Consider the following 19,273-nt stretch of genomic DNA (forward strand, 5'->3'; position numbering starts at 1 on the left):
CGGGAGTTTCGCCGGGAATGGGCGAATTGGCGTCAGACCTGGAGCGGGTCCTCGATTCCATGAAGATGGGCGTCGTGCTTCTCGACGCCGACCTCAACGCGCTGGTCGTCAACACGGAATTCTACAAGCTTTGGAAGATGACGCCGGACGATATCGGCGTCGGTTCATCGTTTCGGGCGGTGATGGACTTCAACCGTCACAACGGCATCTACGACGTCAACGACGAGAAGTGGGAAAGCTACGTCGCCTATCGGCTGAATGAAATCCGCGCCGGCGATGTCGCCCCGCGCGAATTCAAGCGCGCCGACGGCTGCACCATGATCTATTCGGTGACGGCACTTTCCGGCGGCAAGCGTCTCGTTTCCTACTACGACATCACCGAGATGAAGGAGCGTGAACAACGGCTCGCCGAGACGGTGGAAAAGACGCGTCTTTCCGAAGCCGTCATCAACGGCATCAAGGACCCGATCTTCGTCAAGGACGCAGACCTGCGCTTCGTCTTCGTCAACGAGGCGTTTTCGACCCTGTTCGGCAGGAAGCCGCAGGACATGCTGGGAAAGGTCGGCGCTGATTTCTTTGCCGCCGAACAGGCCGAAGGCTTCGAGGACAGCGAGCGCCATGTGCTGCTCACCGGCCAGCCCTACGAAGTCGAGGAGAATTTTGAGTTTCTCGGCAAGGCCAAGTCGCGCATCGTGCGCAAGAACCGCGTCAGCGTCGACAGCGGCAAGAATTTCGTTGCCGGCTTTCTTTTCGATGTGACGGATATCAAGTCGCGCGAGAACGAAGCCGACGAGGCGCGCCGGCGGCTGGCCAGTGTGCTGGAATCGCTGCCGGCAGGTGTCATCATCTACGATCGCCACGACAAGTTCGTGCTGGCAAACCGCAAGCTGCAGGCTTCGCTGCCGGGCATGGCGGCTGCCTGGGTGCCCGGCTGCACGCTGCGCGAGGCGATCGAACTGGCGCATCATGTCGGCTATTTCCGGCAAAGCGAAGATCCCGAGCTGGATGCGCTTTATGACAGCGATCCCGACGGCTGGGTGCGGCGCTATATGGGGCGCTACCACGTCAAACATTTGGCGGCAGAGCGCATCAACCCGGATGGGCGCTGGTTCCAGACATTCGACATGCGCATGGACGACGGCACCTATATCGGCGTGCGCGTCGACATTACGGAATTGAAGACGCGCGAAAAGGCGCTGCGCGACAGCATGCGCCAGATCGATCTCTTCCGGCATGTTCTCGATGAATTGCCGGTCTCGACCTACGTCAAGAATGCCGACCTGACTTTCGAGTTCGTCAACAAGGCCTGGAGCACCATCACCGGCGTTTCGCAGCAGGCGGCAATCGGGCGAAGCGACCGCGATTTCTTCGGCGAGGAAGGTGAGGGTTTCGCCGAGCGCGATCTCGACGTTCTGCGCAGCGGCAAGCTGAACGAGACCGAGGAGGTGCTGACCCATTCCGACGGCACCGTGCGCCAGCTCTACGCCAAGAAAAGCCGGCTTGTTTCCATCGATGGCTCCGTGCATCTCATCGGCTCCAGCACCGATGTCACCGAACTGAAGGAGCGTGAGGCCGAGCTTGAAGAGGCCCAGCGCCGGGCCGTACTGGCCGACCGTGCGAAATCGGAATTCCTGGCCAATATGAGCCATGAAATCCGCACGCCCATGAATGGCGTGCTCGGCATGGCCGAGCTGCTGGCAAAGTCCGACCTCGACCCAAAGCAGAAGACGTTTACCGACATCATCGTGAAATCGGGCAATGCGCTGCTCACCATCATCAACGACATTCTCGACTTCTCCAAGATCGATGCCGGGCAGCTGGTGCTCGATCCCGCGCCCTTCAATCTGGCCGAAGCCATCGAGGATGTCGCCACGCTGGTGTCGACGCGGGCCAAGGAAAAAGACCTCGAACTGATCGTGCGTGTCGCGCCCAATCTCTACGATCTGTTTGTCGGCGATGTCGGCCGCATTCGCCAGATCATCACCAATCTGGTCGGCAACGCCGTCAAGTTCACGGATTCCGGCCATGTGCTGATCGACGTGACCGGCGAGACGGTGGACGGTATCGCCAGTCTGCGCATTGCGGTGACCGATACGGGCATCGGCATTCCGGCAGACAAGCTGAAGCAGGTGTTCGAGAAGTTCAGCCAGGTCGATGCCTCGTCGACAAGACGCCATGAAGGCACCGGCCTCGGCCTTGCCATCACCTCGCGGCTTGTCGGTCTTATGGACGGCGACATCGGCGTCGAAAGCACCGAGGGCAAGGGCTCTACCTTCTGGTTCACGCTGTCCCTGCCCAATGCGGGACGGCCGGAAGGCCGCAAGGTGACGCCGGTCGACGTCACTGGCGCGCGTATCCTCATCGTCGACGACAATGCGGTCAACCGCTCGATCCTGATCGAGCAGATGGCGTCCTGGACCTTCGATGCCTGTGCTGCGCAGAGCGGGGCGGAGGGTCTGAAGGTGCTGCACGCCGCTGCAACACTCGGCGTCCCTGTCGATTGCGTGGTGCTCGACTATCAGATGCCAAACATGTCGGGCGCGGAAATGGCGCGCATCGTGCGCAACACGCCGGGCCTCGCAAACACGCCGATCGTCATGCTGACCTCGGTGGACCAATCGCTCGTCAATGCCAGCTATCGCGATCTGGCGATCGACGCGCAGCTCATCAAGCCGGCGCGTTCCTCGACGCTTCTCGAAGCCCTCGTCTCGACCATTCAGCGCCGGCGCAGCGCCTATTTTGCCGGCGAACCAAGGCGCGGCGCCGTTGCAGATGTTGCGGCGAAGCCGGTGTCCCAGCCTGCCGTCAGCCTGCGGACGCGCAGCCGGCCAGTCAGCTCGGCCGAGCACAGGCTCGATATCCTCGTGGCCGAAGACAATGAGGTCAACCAGCTCGTCTTCACCCAGATACTGGGCGAAACCGATTTCACCTTCGAGATCGTCTGCAATGGCAGGAAGGCGCTGGCCGCCTTCACCGAGATGCGGCCGCGTATGATCCTGATGGATGTTTCCATGCCGGAGATGAACGGGCTGGAAGCGACGGCGGCAATCCGCGAACTGGAAGCGCAGTCCGGAACGCGCATTCCCATCATCGGCGTGACGGCGCACGCGCTGAAGGGCGACCGCGATCGCTGCCTTGAAGCAGGCATGGACGACTATCTCGCCAAGCCGATCAGCCCCAAGGCCCTGCTCGAAAAAGTCCAGCGCTGGGCATGGCTCGACGATCAGGACAAGCGCGAAGCCGTCTGAAGGCGGCAGCGTTAATTTTTTCTTGCTTCGCTCTTCTCCGCTCCTGCAGCGCTCGCCAGAGCCGCCGAGCGGCGTAACTGCTTGATTCCCGCACGGAACGCGCCGGGCATTCCATGGCATGCCGAAAACGCCTGTTTTCGGGCGTTACCGAGGTGACATGAAACTGTCATCTGACTGTTACAATCGGGCGTTAATGCCTCTCCCGACGCAAAGAAACGCGTTGAAGAAAATTCCCCGACAGGAGTTAGGCCCCAATGACCAAATTCTTTCTTACGGCGTCGGCCGCAGCGATCGCGCTTGCCGCTTCCGCCGGCTACGCCGCAGCCCGCGACCAGATCCAGGTCGCTGGTTCCTCGACCGTTCTGCCCTATGCAAAGATCGTTGCCGAGAACTTCGGCGAGACCTTCACCAACTTCAAGACCCCTGTGGTCGAGTCCGGCGGCAGCGGCGCCGGCATCAAGGAATTCTGCAAGGGCGTCGGCGAGAACACCATCGACATCGCCAATTCCTCGCGCAAGATCAAGGACGACGAAGTGAAGTCCTGCGTCGACGCCGGCGTCAAGGACATCCAGGAAGTCAAGATCGGCTATGACGGCATCGTCTTCGCCACCGACATCAATGGCCCGGATTGGGCGCTGGTGCCGGCTGACGTCTACAAGGCACTTGCTGCCCAGCTCGTCGTCGACGGCAAGCTCGTCAACAACCCGAACACCAAGTGGAACCAGGTCAACCCGAACCTGCCCGACTGGGACATCGCTGCCTACATCCCGGGTGAAAAGCACGGCACCCGCGAAGTGTTCGAAGAAAAGCTGATGACCGAAGGCTGCAAGTCCTCGGGCGCGATCGATGCCATCAAGGCCGCCGGCCAGGATGACAAGGCTGCCGCCAAGACCTGCGTCGCCATCCGCAAGGACGGCAAGGCTGTCGACATCGACGGCGACTACACCGAAACGCTCGCCCGCATCGCATCCAACAAGACCGGCGTCGGCGTGTTCGGCCTCGCCTTCTACGAAAACAACGCCGACAAGCTGAAGGTCGCGACCGTCGAGGGCATCGTTCCTTCGACCGAGACCATCGCCAAGGGCGAATATCCGGTGTCGCGTCCGCTGTACTTCTACGTCAAGAAGGCTCACCTCGGCGTCGTTCCGGGTCTCAAGGAATATGTCGACTTCTTCCTCGACGACCAGATGGTCGGCCCGGAAAGCCCGCTTGCCGATTACGGCCTGGTTTCGGCTCCGGAAGGCGAGCGCAAGGAACAGCGCGAAGCCTTCGACGCCGGCAAGACCATGTAATCAGACGACATTTCGGGGCGCGGGATTATCCTGCGCCCCGAAACGCCTGCCATCCCGGAGTAGTCCATGTCCTTGATGCTCGTCTTCGCGCTCGTATTCGTCATAGGCGCCGTCGCCTTTTTCATCGGACGACAGCGTGCCGCCGCCCACGACAATGGCAAGGTCAAGCCGCACTCCCGTGCTCACTATCATGGTTGGTGGGCCTTCCTGCTCGCCACGCTGCCCGCACTTCTCCTGCTGGCCATCTGGAGCATCGGCTCCAGCGTCTATCTCAACAGCCATATCAATGGGCAGTTGCCGGCACAGACCGCCGAAAGCGCTGTTGCCAGCCGCACATTGGCTGCCAGCCTGACCAAGAGCCTCGCCAACGGCCTGCGCAAGCTTGAGCCGGAAGTGGCCAACAATTTGCCGGCTACCTTCGCCGAACTGCAGCCCATGCTTGCAGCGCGCGGCGTGGCGCTGGCGCCGGACACCCAGGACTACATGATACCGATCGCGGTGGATGCCAACCGCACGCAGGACACGATGCAGCTGATCGGCGGCGTCCTGGTTCTCGCACTTGCCGTCGCTGGTGCCGTCTTCGGCCTGTCGCAGATCAAAGTCAGGGCGCGTGCGCGCAACAATGTCGAAAGGCTCATTCTCTGGGGCCTGCTCGGCGCCTCGACCATCGCCATCCTGACGACGGTCGGCATCGTGCTTTCGATGCTGTTCCAGTCGATCAACTTCTTCGAGCGCGTGCCTTTCTTCAGCTTCTTCTTCGGCACCGTCTGGGACCCGCGCTTTGCTGCCGCCGGCGCTGGCGAGTCGGCTGGTCAGTTCGGCCTTATCCCGCTTCTTGCCGGTACGCTCTATATCGCGCTGGTCGCCATGCTGGTTGCCGTTCCGGTTGGCCTGATGTCGGCGGTCTACATGGCCGAATATGCTTCGCCGAAGGTGCGCGCCGTGGTCAAGCCGGCGCTGGAACTGCTCGCCGGCATCCCGACCATCGTCTACGGCATATTCGCACTGGTGACGCTCGGGCCCTTCCTGCGCGACCTCAGTGCAGCCCTTGCCGGCGGCACCTCCTTCATCCAGGCGCAGAGCATCCTGACAGCTGGCCTCGTCATGGGCGTCATGCTCATCCCGGTCGTATCGTCGCTGTCGGATGACATCATCACCGCGGTGCCGCGCGCTATGCGTGACGGTTCGCTCGGCCTCGGTGCTACGCGCTCGGAGACAATCCGCAAGGTCATCCTGCCTGCCGCGCTGCCGGGCATCGTCGGCGCCATTCTGCTCACTGCCTCGCGCGCCATCGGCGAAACGATGATCGTGGTGCTTGCCGCAGGCGTGGCCGCAAACCTGACGCTCAATCCGTTCGAGGCGATGACCACCATCACCGTCAAAATCGTCAATCAGCTCACCGGCGACCTTGAGTTCAACTCGCCGCAGACGCTGGTCGCCTTCGCGCTGGGTATCACGCTCTTCTTCCTGACGCTGATCATGAACATCTTCGCCCTCTACATCGTGCGCAAGTACCGGGAACAGTACGAATGACCGACATTTCCATGGACACAGTGGCTGGTGCCGTCCCCCGTCCGCGCCGCGATATCGGGCTGAAGCGCCGCTACGCCGCCGAACGCCGCTTTCGCATCTACGGCATGCTGGCGATCTCGGTCGGCCTCGTCTTCCTCGCGATCATGCTGTTTTCGATCGTCTCCAAGGGCTACACGGCGTTCTGGCAGACGACGGTGTCCCTGCCAATCAATTTCGACGAGAAGATCCTCGATCCGGACAACAAGCGCGCCACCGATCCGAGCGTGCTGATCTCCGCCAATTACCCCAAGCTGGCCGAGAATGCGCTGGTCGCAAAGCTCGGCATCAACCCGGACGACAAGGTGACGATCCGCAAGCTCAAGGGCTTCCTGTCGGACGGCGCGCGCACGCAACTGCGTGACGTGGTTGCCGCCGATCCCTCGGTCATCGGCACGACGCGCAATGTCGACATTCTCGCCGCCGCCAATCTCGACTCCGCCTTCAAGGGTCAGATCGATCTCAATGTCGATGAGGCGCGGCGCAAGGTTTCCGACCAGCAGGTCATCTGGATGAAGCAGCTGACGGCCGACGGTTCGATGGCCGAGCATTTCAACAAGGGCCTGTTCACCTTCGGCGCGTCCAGCCGTCCTGAAACCTCGGGCATGGGCGTGGCGATCATCGGCTCCTTCTACATGATGGTGATCGTGCTGCTGCTCGCCCTTCCCATCGGCGTTGCCGCCTCGATCTATCTTGAGGAATTCGCCAAGAAGAGCCGCCTGACCGACCTGATCGAGGTCAACATCAACAATCTGGCCGCGGTGCCGTCGATCGTCTTCGGCCTGCTCGGTCTGTCGGTGTTCATCAACTTCCTCGGCCTGCCGCGTTCGGCGGCCTTTGTCGGCGGCCTCGTGCTGACGCTGATGACCCTGCCGACGATCATCATCGCGACGCGCGCCGCCCTTGCCGCAGTGCCGCCGTCGATCCGTTCGGCAGCGTTGGGTCTCGGCGCATCCAAGATGCAGATGGTGTTCCAGCACATCCTGCCGCTGGCAGCCCCCGGCATCCTGACCGGCACCATCATCGGCCTGGCGCGTGCGCTGGGCGAGACGGCGCCGCTGCTCTTGATCGGCATGGTCGCCTTCGTCGCCAATTATCCGACGACGCCTTTCGAGCCGGCGACGGCCTTGCCGGTGCAGATCTACATGTGGGCCAACGAGGCCGAGCGCGCTTTCGTCGAGCGCATGTCGGGCGCCATCATCATCCTGCTCATCTTCCTGATGGCGATGAACATCACCGCGATCGTGCTGCGCCGCCGCTTCGAACGGCGCTGGTAGAAAAGGACCATGTTATGAACATCATGACCGAGAAAGCACTCGAAAGCGCAGTGAGCGATAAAATGAGCGGCACACCCAACGAAATCATCAAGATGCGCGGCAACAAGGTCGGCGTGTTCTACGGCGAAAAGCAGGCGCTGTTCGATGTCGACCTCGACGTGCGCGAGAACCAGGTGACGGCGCTGATCGGCCCTTCGGGCTGCGGCAAGTCGACCTTCCTGCGCTGCCTCAACCGCATGAACGACACCATCGACAGCGCGCGGGTGACCGGCAAGATCACGCTCGACAATGAAGACATCTACGACAAGAACATCGACGTGGTCGAACTGCGCGCCCGCGTCGGCATGGTCTTCCAGAAGCCGAACCCGTTCCCGAAGTCGATCTACGAGAACGTCGCCTACGGACCGCGCATCCACGGCCTGGCCAAGAAGAAGTCGGAACTCGACCATGTCGTCGAGACCAGCCTGAAGAAGGCCGGCCTGTTCAATGAGGTCAAGGACCGCCTGCTCGAGCCGGGCACCGGCCTTTCCGGCGGCCAGCAGCAGCGCCTGTGCATCGCGCGCGCCATCGCGGTGTCGCCCGAAGTGATCCTGATGGACGAGCCGTGCTCGGCGCTCGATCCGATCGCGACTGCAAGGGTCGAGGAACTGATCGACGAACTGCGCCAGAACTACACGATCGTCATCGTCACCCACTCGATGCAGCAGGCGGCGCGCGTTTCGCAGCGCACGGCGATGTTCCATCTCGGCTATCTCGTCGAAGAAGGTGCGACCGACAAGATGTTCACCAACCCCGACGACAAGCGAACCCAGGACTACATCACCGGCCGCTTCGGCTGACGCGAACACGACGCGGATTGCAAGGACAGCATCATGGGCGAACATACCGTCACCTCTTTCGATGAAGATCTGGGACATATCGACCGTCTCATCCGGGATATGGGCGACCTGGCCGGCTCGATGGTCAGCGCTTCGATCCAGGCGCTGGTCCAGTCGGACAATGCGCTCGGCCAGCGCGTCGTTTCGGACGACGCCATCATGGACGCGCGCCAGCGCGAGCTCGACGAGCGCGCGATCACGCTGATCGCCAAGCGCCAGCCGATGGCGCAGGACCTGCGTGCCGTGGTCGGCGCCATCCGCATGGCCGGCGATCTGGAACGGATCGGCGACCTTGCCAAGAACATCGCCAAGCGCGTCAGCGCTGTCGGCCAGAGCGCCACGCCGCGCGACCTTGCCCATTCGATCGAGGCGATGTCGGGCATGGTGCTGGATCAGGTTCGGGAGGTGGTCGACCACTATGTGTCGCGCCGGCCTGAAGAGTTGCAGGCGTTGCGCGCCGCCGATGAGAAGATCGACGTCAAATACACCGCCGTGTTCCGCGAGCTCCTGACCTACATGATGGAAGACCCGCGCAACATAACCGCTTGCACACATCTCCTGTTCTGCGCCAAGAATCTGGAGCGTATCGGCGACCATGTCACCAACATTGCCGAAAACGCCTATTATGTGATGACCGGCAAGCAGCTTCCGCTCAATCGGCCGAAGCAGGATGAAACTTCGATGACTGCACCGGCCGCCTGAGGCGTGCTGGCCACGAAGCTCTAAAAGGGTAAGCTTGTTCCACCGGCGGTGCGAAACCCGCCGGACACCATGCGAAAGGCGAGGGGGCTCGAACCGGATCGCGTTAACAGGACGGCAAATTGATGATCGCACCCAAAGTCATGGTGGTCGAAGACGAAGAGCCGCTGGGCGTGCTGCTTCGCTACAATCTCGAATCGGAAGGCTATCAGGTCGAGATCGTGCCGCGCGGCGACGAAGCCGAGATCCGGCTTCAGGAAAACGTACCCGATCTTCTGGTGCTGGACTGGATGCTGCCGGCGGTTTCCGGCATCGAGCTTTGCCGACGGCTGAGAATGCGCCCCGAAACCGAGCGCCTGCCGATCATCATGCTGACGGCGCGTGGCGAGGAAAGCGACCGCGTGCGCGGGCTTTCCACCGGGGCTGACGACTATCTGGTCAAGCCGTTCTCGACGCCGGAATTCATGGCGCGGGTGCGCGCACTGCTGCGCCGCGCCAAGCCGGAAGTGCTGTCCAGCGTGCTCAAGGTCGGCGATATCGTGCTCGACCGCGAAGCCCACCGCGTCTATCGCAAGAAGAGCGAGATCAAGCTTGGGCCGACGGAATTCCGCCTGCTCGAATTCATGATGCGCCATCCCGGCCGAGTCTTCTCGCGCAGCCAACTCCTCGACAATGTCTGGGGCGAGACGATCTATATCGACGAGCGCACGGTGGACGTGCATGTCGGCCGGCTGCGCAAGGCCGTCAACACGGGCCGCATGCCCGATGTCATCCGCACCATTCGCGGCTCGGGCTACGCCATCCGCGAGGACTGAGCCGTTGCCTGGCGCTTCTCAGGCAACCTTGTGGCCGACTGTTGCCGGGCTTGCGCCCGGCGCAAAAATCTCCTGATCGACAAAGGTCAGCGCCTGCATGGTGCTGCCCTCGCGGATGAGCGGAAGCTCGTTCGGCTCTGTATCGAAGGAAATCGCCTTGTTGTGCTGGCCGCCGGCGGTCTTGTCGATCGCTTCGCGCAGCGCCGGCTCGATCAGATCGAAAGCGGTCGCGCCGATGCCGACGACAGCCACCGGAGCGGGATCGATCAGCGCGAACAGGCTTCCCAGGCCGAAGCCGATCGCTTCGCCGGCCTTGCGGAACGCTTCGCGCTCGGGGCCGGGCCCTGCACGCGCCACATCTGCCAGCATGCGCATGTCGCCATCGCTGATGTCGGCGAGCGGTGCGTCGTCTTCGCTTGCCTGTTTTGCCTTGCGCCATATTGCGTAGTTGCCGGCATAGGCTTCGACGCAGCCGCGGCGGCCGCAGCGGCAGAGCGCGCCATCGGGCCGGTGGATCATATGGCCGAACTCGCCGCCGGAGGATTGCGTGCCGGTGAAGAGTTCGCCCTTCAGCACCATGCCCATGCCGATGCCGTGCGAAAGCAGCACGGCGATGAAGTCGTTGTGGTAGCGCTCGGGCTTGCGCCATCTCAGCGCCACCGCGATCATGTTGCAGTCGTTCTCGACGGTCACGGGAATGCCGGTTGCTTCCTCGATGATGTCGGCGAACGCAATGTGGGTATGCGCCGTAATCGGCGTCCACAGCATGGCTCGGGAGGTGGAATCGGTGATGCCCTGTACTGCCATGCCGATGCGCATCACGCGCCGGCCGGCCGATCTACGCAGCGCGATCTGCCGGCGCACCATGGCCACGCATTCGCCGATCAAGCCGTCGCGGGACATGGTCAGCGTTTCAAGCTTGCGCTCTTCCTCGGACACGACCTTGCCGGAATAGTCGACGATCGCGACCGAAAGGAAGTTCAGGGAAAGGACGACGGTGACGATTTCGGCGGCATCGGGGTTCAGTTCCAGCGCCACCTGTGGCCGCCCGCGCTTTTGTGACGACGCCTCGGGTCCCTTGGCCTCCAGCAGGATGCCCTCGGCGATGAGGTCCGACGAGATTGCAGAAATGGTCGAGTGGCTGAGGCCGGTCGAGCCGGCGATTTCGGTGCGCGACGGCTGTTGCGCCTGGCGCACGGCGGCAATGACCATGGCGCGGTTGCGCTTGCGCAGATCGTCGTGACGGATCGCGACCGACATGTTTTCGTATTCCTCCCGGGAGCCTGTTCATTCCGCCGAAGCGGAACGGCTCCTGCCTTGTTGTTGGACCGCGATCCCTCCTCGGACGAGGGTTCCTGGCCTTTGCAACCGTTGCGAACCATCCCTTCACCGGACAGGCCCGTCAACAGCGGCACAAGGATATTGACAGAACTCTGCGCATGCGTCATTCTTTTTTTCGAGGCTCGAAAAAAAGAGCTTCTGGGTGGGCCCGAGGGCCAAAGTATCGTTGCGCTGTCATGGCGCCAGGGAGGAAATCATGAAGAAGTTTGCAACCGCCATGCTGGCGGGTGTTGCGCTGTCCATGTCGCTGGGCGCTGTTGCGCATGCGAAGGACAAGATCGTCGGCGTGTCGTGGTCGAATTTCCAGGAAGAGCGCTGGAAGACCGACGAAGCCGCGATCAAGGCTGCTCTCGAAGCATCCGGCGACAAGTACATTTCCGCTGATGCGCAGTCGTCGGCTGCCAAGCAGCTCACCGACGTCGAAAGCCTGATCAGCCAGGGCGCCAACGCGCTCATCATCCTGGCACAGGATTCGAGCGCCATCGGACCGGCCGTCGAAAAGGCCGTTGCCGAAGGCATTCCGGTTGTCGGCTATGACCGCCTGATCGAAAACAAGGACGCCTTCTACCTGACCTTCGACAACAAGGAAGTCGGGCGCATGCAGGCCAAGGGCGTGTTCGACGTCAAGCCGGAAGGCAACTATGTCTTCATCAAGGGCTCGGGTTCCGATCCGAACGCGGACTTCCTGTTCGCTGGCGCCATGGAAGTGCTCAAGGACGCGATCGACAGCGGCAAGATCAAGAATGTCGGCGAGGCCTATACCGATGGCTGGCTGCCCGCCAACGCGCAGAAGAACATGGAGCAGTTCCTGACCGCCAACGACAACAAGGTCGATGCAGTCGTTGCCGCCAATGACGGCACTGCCGGCGGCGCGATTGCCGCGCTCGACGCGCAGGGCCTGGCCGGTTCGGTTCCGGTTTCGGGACAGGATGCCGACCATGCAGCGCTCAACCGCATCGCGCTCGGCACGCAGACCGTTTCGGTGTGGAAGGACTCGCGCGAACTCGGCAAGACGGCAGCCGAGATCGCCTCGCAGCTTGCTGACGGAACCGCGATGGACAAGATCGCGAACGCCGTGAAGTTCGACGGCGGCCCGAACAAGGTCGAGATGACCTCGGTGTTCCTGAAGCCGGTTCCGGTCACCAAGGACAATCTGAACGTCGTCATCGACGCCGGCTGGGTTTCCAAGGACGTCGTCTGCCAGGGCGTGAAGGCAGGTTCGGTTCCGGCCTGCAACTAAGCCATTCGGCTTGAATAGCGACGCCGCGGTTTGATCAGAGCCGCGGCGTTTTCTTAAGGGCTTTTGCAAGAAGGCCCGATGTTTTGAAACGACGCGTGACCCCCTTTGGGAAATCGTTCCGGTTTTCAGGGGCATGCGCTAGGATGAAGTCCGGCTATCGGCGAAAGACCGTAACGGCCGGCGGGAGGAAGTCATGACCGACGTGACAACGAGCGAATCTGCGGATCGGGCTCGAGCATCCGAACTCGGCGCTGTCGCCCGGTTTCTCAAGGCCACAGAACTCGATACCCGCATGCTCGGCATGGTCGGCGCGCTCCTGGTTATCTGGATCGGCTTCCATATCCTGTCGAATGGGCTGTTTCTGACGCCCCGCAACCTGTGGAACCTCTCGGTTCAATCATCATCGGTAGCGGTCATGGCCACCGGCATGGTGCTGGTCATCGTCACGCGCAACATCGACCTTTCCGTCGGCTCGCTCCTCGGCTTCGTCGGCATGATCATGGGTGTCACCCAGGCGGTGTTCCTGCCGCGGGTGATGGGCTTTCCGCTCGGCGATCCGTCCATTTGGGTCATTGCGCTGGCTGCCGGCCTCGTCGTCGGCGTGGTGATCGGCGCATTCCAGGGCTTTCTCATCGCCTATCTCGGCATTCCGGCCTTCATCGTCACGCTCGGCGGCCTGCTCGTCTGGCGCGGTGCGGCGTGGTGGGTCACCAGCGGCCAGACGGTCGCGCCCATGGATGCAACGTTCCGCCTGATGGGCGGCGGGCCTGAGGGCGCAATCGGCGCGACGTGGAGCTGGGTCATCGGCTTGGTCGCGTGTGCTGCCGTCATCCTGATGCTGCTTTCGGGCCGTCGCCAGCGCAAGCGCTTCAAGTTCCCGCTGCGGCCGGTCTGGGCCGAAACGTTCCTTGGCGCTGTTACCTGCGCCGTCATTCTCGGCGCCGTCTGGGTCGCCAATTCCTATCCATGGCCGGCAGGCACGGTGAAGAAATATGCCGAGGCCAACAACATAACCATTCCCGAGGGCGGGCTGTTCATCGCCCATGGTATCGCCATTCCGGTGCTGATGGCGATCGCTGCCGGCATCATCATGACCTTCGTCACAACGCGCACCCGCTTCGGCCGCTACGTCTTCGCCATCGGCGGTAACCCGGAAGCGGCTGAACTCGCCGGCATCAACACGCGCTGGGTGACCATGAAGATCTTCATGGTCATGGGCTTCCTCGCCGCCATCAGCGCCGCGATCTCGACCGCGCGCCTGAACGCGGCGACCAACGCCCAGGGCACGCTCGACGAGCTTCTGGTGATCGCGGCAGCCGTTATCGGCGGTACGTCGCTGGCCGGCGGTGTCGGCACGGTCGCCGGCGCCATGCTGGGTGCTGCGCTGATGCAGTCGCTGCAATCGGGCATGGTGCTGCTTGGCGTCGACACGCCGCTGCAGAATATCGTCGTCGGTTTCGTGCTGGTCGTGGCCGTGTGGCTCGACACGCTCTACCGCCGGCGCGTGCAGTAATCGGTAATCCGGGAGGCAATCATATGGATCAGACAAGCACCCCGCTCGTCGACATGAAGAACATCTCGATCGCCTTCGGCGGCATTCGCGCCGTGGACGATGCGTCGGTCGATCTCCATGCCGGCGAAGTCGTCGCCCTGCTCGGCCACAACGGCGCCGGCAAATCGACGCTCATCAAGATACTGTCGGGCGCCTACAAGCGCGACGGCGGCGCGATCTTCGTCAATGGCGAGGAAGTCTCGATCGGCAACCCGCGCGATGCCAAGAAATACGGCATCGAGACGATCTACCAGACCCTGGCATTGGCCGACAATGTCGATGCCGCCGCCAACCTGTTCCTGGGCCGCGAGCTCAGGACGGCCTGGGGCACGCTCGATGACGTCGCCATGGAAGCCGAGGCGCGCAAGGTGATGGGACGGCTCAATCCGCGCTTCCAGCGCTTCAAGGAGCCGGTGAGCAAGCTTTCGGGCGGCCAGCGCCAGTCGGTGGCGATCGCGCGCGCGATCCTGTTCAACGCCCGCATCCTGATCATGGACGAGCCGACGGCGGCCCTCGGGCCGCAGGAAACCGCGCAGGTCGGCGAACTGGTCAAGCAGCTGAAGGCCGACGGCATCGGCATCTTCCTGATCAGCCACGACATCCATGACGTGTTCGACCTCGCCGACCGAGTCTGCGTCATGAAGAACGGGCAGGTCGTCGGCACCGCGCGCACCCAGGACGTCACCAAGGACGAGGTTCTGGGCATGATCATCCTTGGAAAATGCCCGCCCGGTGCAATCCCGGGACCGGGAGCGATGGCCATCGCTGCTTGAACCTGTTGCGCTGAGGCCACGACCAATCCATCGCATGGGCCTGTGCATTGCATTACCCCCGGCACCCTTTAATAAGGGGCTGGTATGAGCAATTCGCAGGCCCGGCCCTTGAAGAAATTTCTCTCCGTCGCGGTTTTCCTGGCTGTCGCGGCCGCGAGCCTGGCGATGGCTGGCTTTGCCTATCATTCGTCCCAGGAGGCCGCGCGTTTCAAGTTCGCGGCGACGGTGGACGATGCCATGAACCGCATCGAGAGCCGCCTCAATCTCCACCTTTCGCTGCTGCGTTCCACGCAGGCCCTTTTCAAGGTTCGCGGGCGTGAGATCGGGCGAACGGAATTCAAGGCATTCTTCGATGCGCTCGATGTTGAAAACAACTTCAAGGGCCTGAGGGGCATCGGCTTTCTCGAGATAGCCAAGCGCGGCGATGAAGCTCAGCTCCAGCAGGACATCCGCAGGATTGGCGGCACCGAAGGGTCGATCTACCCGCCATCGGAGCTGGAGTGGCGTACGCCGATAGTGCTCTACGAGCCGTTGAGTGAGGCGAACATATCCAGCCTCGGCTACGATATGTTCACGGAGGAAGCGCGTCGCGCTGCCATCGAAATGGCAATGACCAGCGGAGCTCCCCGGGCAACCGCACGGATCGTTCTCGGCGAGAATACCGGTTCGGCAGAAAAGGTGCCCGGGTTCCTGGTGTTCGCAAGCGTGGACGAAGATGAGGCGAATACCGGCACGGGAGGCGTCAAGCCAACCGTCTCGGGACTGGTGTATGTGGCGTTCCGCACGGGCGATTTGTTCGAGGCGGCGCTTGGCTCGGCTCCGCTATTACCGGTTCATGCTGAAGTCTTCGACGGCGACGCCAGCGACGACAATCTGTTCTACCGCTCGCCGACACCCCCGGGCGCGGCCTATAGCGAAGACTTTCGCGTGACGCGCAGCATCGTGCTGGCCGGCCGGCCCTGGACGGTCCGCTTCCGCCCGACCGCGGGGTTCTCTGAGCCGTCCTCGCCGACAATTCCGGTCATGCTCGGCCTGTTCGGGCTTCTGCTCGCCGGCGCGATTGCGATGGTCGCACGCTATCAGGAACGCACCTACGATGCCGTCGCGCGCCTGCATGAGACGACCGAAAAGAGCCTGCTGGAAAAGGATCTGATGCTTCAGGAAATGAAGCATCGCATCAAGAATTCCATCACGCGGGTGCTGGCGATGGCGCGGCAGACGGCGGCACATGCGACCGATGTCAACGAGTTCTCCTCGTCCTTTGCCGCAAGGCTCCAGGCGATGGCCGCCTCGCAGGACATGCTGACACGCTCACGCTGGCAGAAGGCGGATCTCGGCGAACTCCTGCGCATCGAACTCGGGCAGGTCTTCGGCAAGGATCTGCCCGACGACATGCTGTCGGGCCCGGTCGTGCTCCTGAACGAGACCACGACGCAGGCGCTCGGCCTGACATTCCACGAGCTTGCCACCAACGCGCTGAAATATGGCGAGGCCGGCAACACGGTTGCTGCGTTGAAAGTGAAGTGGCGGGTTCATGAAGAAGGCGGCGAACGACGCCTCGGCCTGACCTGGACGGAAAGCGGCAACAAGGCGATCTCGCCGCCGACAAGAACGGGGTTCGGCACCAAGCTCATCGATATGAACATAACCCGGGAACTCTACGGCACCATCGAACGCGATTATCGCGCCGACGGTCTTCTGGTCCAGATCGATATCCCGCTGAAAGGTCTTTCAAAGACCAGGGAGTGACGTCAGCGTCACCCCGTCGAGGATCGCGCGATCCTACTGCTGGCGAACGGAATTCTTATCAGTGCGCGCCGGATTTGAGGCGACGACGACATTCGGTGCGCCGATTTCGGCGACGAGCTTGCCACTAGGGAGGACATCCCAGGTCAGCTCGGCGTCTTCCTCTTCCATGGCTGGATCGACCGGAACGCATGTCGCGAAAGTGCGCGTATGTTTGCCCTTGGCATCACGCAGAGCCATCGGAAGAACGCCCTGGCATTCCTCGGCGGTCTCGAAAATGGTCACAGGCGCCGGCATCTCGGTGCATTGCTTGAGATCGCCTGAGCATCCAATTATCAGCAGCAGTGCAGCAATGTGTTCCATGGCTGGATCCTTTCGCCATGTAAACGAGCGAAGCGCCCTTTAAGTTCCAGAGCGGTGAGGCGTTTGTAGCTCTACTCTATCTCGAAGCTGCCGGCGGGAATCTCGAGCCGGTATTCGAGCGTATCGTCCTTGATCGCTAGGTTCGCCGTGCCGTTCATGGAAGCTGGAACGACGCGCTCAAGTGCCACGCTGCCGAACTTTTTTGCGCCCATATCCCTGACTTCCGGACCGATTGTTTCGGTCCACGAAAAGGATAGGGCAGTGTCGTCCTTTACCGGGCGGGCAGAGACCGTGACGACGCCGCCTGGCCGTGAAAGGGCTCCATAACTTACCGAATTTACCGTCAATTCGTGCAGCGCGAGGCCGATATGAAGTGCTGCATTGGGATTGAGATAGGGATTTACGCCGTCGAAGACGACCGAGCGGGACGCTCCGGGGCTATAGCGCCCGACCTGGCTGGTCACCAGCTCACGCAGATCCGCACCGCGCCAGTTCGACGAGGTTATCAGGTCCTGCGAGGAGGCCAGCGATTGCAGGCGGCCCCGAAAGCGCGACAGAAAGGTGTCGATCGTGCCTGAGTAGCGTCCGGTCTGGGTCGCGATGCTCTGTATGATGGCGAGCAGGTTCTTCGAGCGATGGCTCAGTTCCCGAAGCAGCGTCTTGAGCGTCTGCTCCCGCCGTTTCTGTTCCGTCACTTCCACAACCGTGGTTATGACGCCAAGAACCTCGCCGGTCGCGCCCTTGTCGGCATCAATCCAGATATCGAACCATCGAGATCCTTCCTTGTCGGGAATATCCAGAACGAGTGTTTGAGGATTTGCCGTTGCCACAGCCGAGCGCTTGGCCGAAATCATCCGTTCTGCTTGAAGTGCGGGAAGAAAATCGCTGTCGGTGCGTCCGACGACCTCGCTCGGCGACCAGGGCGCCGGCAGGTTCTGCGTCCAGACGATATTCAGGTTCCGATCCTGGTAGATGACGGAAATTCCGGTGTTGCGCAGCGCATGAAGAAGGCTTCTACCAAGCGGGGAGCTTTCTTCTGCGGAGGAGGCCAAAGAGGCGTTGCCGTCCTTGCCTCCTCTTTGCCCTTCCGTGAAATTCATCGTGCGGTATTCCCACTGGCAAGCTGAACGGTTCAATCTGCGATGAGTTCCCGAAAGGTCTGGCGTTCTCCCAAAAAGGTTCCGCCGAGCGGCGCCCTGTTGGGAAGCGCTGCCCGGCGGCTATCTGGAAACCGTTTGAGGGGTGCGGTTTCCAGCATCCCGTCATTTCTGGCGAATGGTCTCTATGCGCGGCGGAAAAGGCCCGCGATCAGCGAGATCACAAGGAACGCCAGGAAAATGAAGAACAGAATCTGCGCAATACCGGCCGAAGTGCCGGCAATACCGCCAAAGCCGAGCGCGCCGGCAATGATGGCTACGACAAGGAATACAAGGGCCCAGTACAACATGATCTAACTCCCTGAATTTCTATGTTTGAAAAACGCGCTACCGCGTTGTTGGTTCCAGAAACAAGATATTCTTAAAGAAAAAGGCCGCCACAGGGACGACCTTCTTCCCCTAAATCTGCGTCACGACTATGCGGCCGCTTTCGCCTGCCGGTCAAAGAACAGCGCCTGGCTGATCAGTGCCTTGACCATATCAGGATTGAACGGCTTGGTGACGAGGAATGCCGGCTCCGGTCGCTCGCCTGTCAGCAGGCGCTCGGGGAAGGCGGTGATGAAGATGACCGGCACGGCGGCGGTGGTCAGGATTTCGTTGACGGCGTCGATGCCCGAGCTGCCATCGGCCAGCTGGATATCCGCCAGCACCATTTTCGGCCGCGCCTTGTTGAACATCGCCGTAGCCTCGGTGTGCGTGCGTGCGGTGCCGACGACACGGTGGCCAAGGCTCTCGACCATCTCCTCGATGTCCATGGCGATCAGCGGCTCGTCCTCGATGATGAGGATGTCGGTAGCCACCTGCCGCGAAATCTCGTTGCTGGCCTGGGTCAGCAGTTCGACGAACTTCTCCTCGGTAACGCCAAGGATTTCGGCGCTTTCCTCATTGGTGAAGCCTTCGACCGCAACGAGCAGGAAGGCCTGGCGCGGCAATGGCGATAGCGCAGTGAGGTTGGCGGCGGCGCGCTGTTCCCACGCGGAGTTGGTTTCCTCCTGCGGTACGCGGATGGCGATCGACGTGAACAGCTTCGTGAAGACCTTGTAGAGCGCGATGCGATCGTTTGAAGCCTCAGGGAAAATGCTTATATCGGCAATGATCGCCTCTAGAACCGCCGCTACCAGCGCATCGCCGCTCTGCTGCGATCCGGAAACCGCACGGGAAAAACGCCGGAGGAAAGGCAAATGCGGGGCAATTGTTGCAGATAGACTCATGATAGGATGCTTCCCTCAACTGATGGGTCGAAATTGACTTAGTTTGAATGACCAGTCCCTTCAACGAGACTTTGACGAAAAAGTTCCCTCACACAGGGAACGAATTTCGGGC

General features: G+C 61.8%; 16 protein-coding genes. 11 read left to right on the forward strand and 5 right to left on the reverse strand.

Going from position 1 to position 19,273, the window contains the following annotated elements:
* Positions 1-17: 17 nt before the first annotated feature.
* From BM413_RS01985 to phoB, 7 genes are all read left to right on the forward strand, one after another.
* The gene (locus BM413_RS01985; protein WP_348272867.1) at positions 18-3,248 is read left to right on the forward strand and encodes a response regulator; all 3,231 of its coding nucleotides are present in this window, start codon (positions 18-20) and stop codon (positions 3,246-3,248) included.
* A gap of 254 nt (positions 3,249-3,502) precedes the next feature.
* Positions 3,503-4,540 (forward strand): substrate-binding domain-containing protein, encoded by a 1,038-nt coding sequence (locus BM413_RS01990; RefSeq protein WP_091909657.1) that lies wholly within the window; start codon positions 3,503-3,505, stop codon positions 4,538-4,540.
* A 66-nt stretch (positions 4,541-4,606) separates the two neighbouring features.
* Positions 4,607-6,073, forward strand: a complete 1,467-nt coding sequence (gene pstC / locus BM413_RS01995) for a phosphate ABC transporter permease subunit PstC (protein ID WP_091909660.1) — start codon at positions 4,607-4,609, stop codon at positions 6,071-6,073.
* A complete protein-coding gene (pstA, locus tag BM413_RS02000) occupies positions 6,070-7,386 on the forward strand; it encodes a phosphate ABC transporter permease PstA (protein WP_091909663.1) in 1,317 nt (438 codons plus the stop codon). Before pstC ends, pstA begins: the two co-directional genes overlap by 4 nt.
* 14 nt (positions 7,387-7,400) lie before the next feature.
* Positions 7,401-8,225 (forward strand): phosphate ABC transporter ATP-binding protein PstB, encoded by an 825-nt coding sequence (pstB, locus tag BM413_RS02005; RefSeq protein WP_091909666.1) that lies wholly within the window; start codon positions 7,401-7,403, stop codon positions 8,223-8,225.
* 33 nt (positions 8,226-8,258) lie between these two features.
* Positions 8,259-8,966, forward strand: coding sequence for a phosphate signaling complex protein PhoU (phoU, locus tag BM413_RS02010; RefSeq protein ID WP_091909672.1), 708 nt, complete (start codon positions 8,259-8,261; stop codon positions 8,964-8,966).
* 122 nt (positions 8,967-9,088) lie between these two features.
* Positions 9,089-9,778: a phosphate regulon transcriptional regulator PhoB gene (gene phoB, locus BM413_RS02015; protein ID WP_091909675.1), complete on the forward strand. Its 690-nt coding sequence runs from the start codon at positions 9,089-9,091 to the stop codon at positions 9,776-9,778.
* Between the two features lie 18 nt (positions 9,779-9,796).
* On the opposite strand, the gene BM413_RS02020 is transcribed toward phoB, so the two are convergent.
* Positions 9,797-11,038: an ROK family protein gene (locus BM413_RS02020; protein ID WP_091909677.1), complete on the reverse strand. Its 1,242-nt coding sequence runs from the start codon at positions 11,036-11,038 to the stop codon at positions 9,797-9,799.
* Between the two features lie 277 nt (positions 11,039-11,315).
* Here BM413_RS02020 and xylF point away from each other — a divergent pair, with 277 nt between their 5' ends.
* From xylF to BM413_RS02040, 4 genes are all read left to right on the forward strand, one after another.
* Entirely contained in the window at positions 11,316-12,359 is a 1,044-nt protein-coding gene (xylF, locus tag BM413_RS02025; protein ID WP_091909680.1) for a D-xylose ABC transporter substrate-binding protein, read from the forward strand.
* 193 nt (positions 12,360-12,552) lie between these two features.
* Positions 12,553-13,872, forward strand: a complete 1,320-nt coding sequence (locus BM413_RS02030) for a sugar ABC transporter permease (protein ID WP_091909683.1) — start codon at positions 12,553-12,555, stop codon at positions 13,870-13,872.
* 23 nt (positions 13,873-13,895) lie between these two features.
* A complete protein-coding gene (locus BM413_RS02035; RefSeq protein WP_091909686.1) occupies positions 13,896-14,684 on the forward strand; it encodes an ATP-binding cassette domain-containing protein in 789 nt (262 codons plus the stop codon).
* 84 nt (positions 14,685-14,768) lie between these two features.
* Positions 14,769-16,433 carry a CHASE domain-containing protein gene (locus tag BM413_RS02040; protein ID WP_091909689.1) on the forward strand — a complete coding sequence of 555 codons (1,665 nt, stop codon included), beginning with the start codon at positions 14,769-14,771 and terminating at the stop codon, positions 16,431-16,433.
* 33 nt (positions 16,434-16,466) lie between these two features.
* Here the strand turns inward: BM413_RS02040 and BM413_RS02045 are convergent, their stop codons facing one another.
* The 4 genes from BM413_RS02045 to BM413_RS02060 all read right to left on the reverse strand — a co-directional run bounded on the left by BM413_RS02045 (position 16,467) and on the right by BM413_RS02060 (position 19,161).
* Entirely contained in the window at positions 16,467-16,793 is a 327-nt protein-coding gene (locus BM413_RS02045) for a hypothetical protein (protein ID WP_091909692.1), read from the reverse strand.
* Positions 16,794-16,864: 71 nt separating this feature from the next.
* Entirely contained in the window at positions 16,865-17,893 is a 1,029-nt protein-coding gene (locus BM413_RS02050) for a sensor histidine kinase (protein WP_091909696.1), read from the reverse strand.
* Positions 17,894-18,075: 182 nt separating this feature from the next.
* Positions 18,076-18,240 (reverse strand): DUF1328 domain-containing protein, encoded by a 165-nt coding sequence (locus tag BM413_RS02055; protein WP_018429836.1) that lies wholly within the window; start codon positions 18,238-18,240, stop codon positions 18,076-18,078.
* A gap of 126 nt (positions 18,241-18,366) precedes the next feature.
* On the reverse strand, positions 18,367-19,161 hold the full coding sequence (locus BM413_RS02060; protein WP_091909699.1) for a response regulator: 795 nt from the start codon (positions 19,159-19,161) through the stop codon (positions 18,367-18,369).
* Between the last annotated feature and the right edge of the window lie 112 nt (positions 19,162-19,273).

This window comes from Mesorhizobium sp. YR577 (assembly GCF_900116595.1).
Taxonomy (GTDB): domain Bacteria; phylum Pseudomonadota; class Alphaproteobacteria; order Rhizobiales; family Rhizobiaceae; genus Mesorhizobium_M.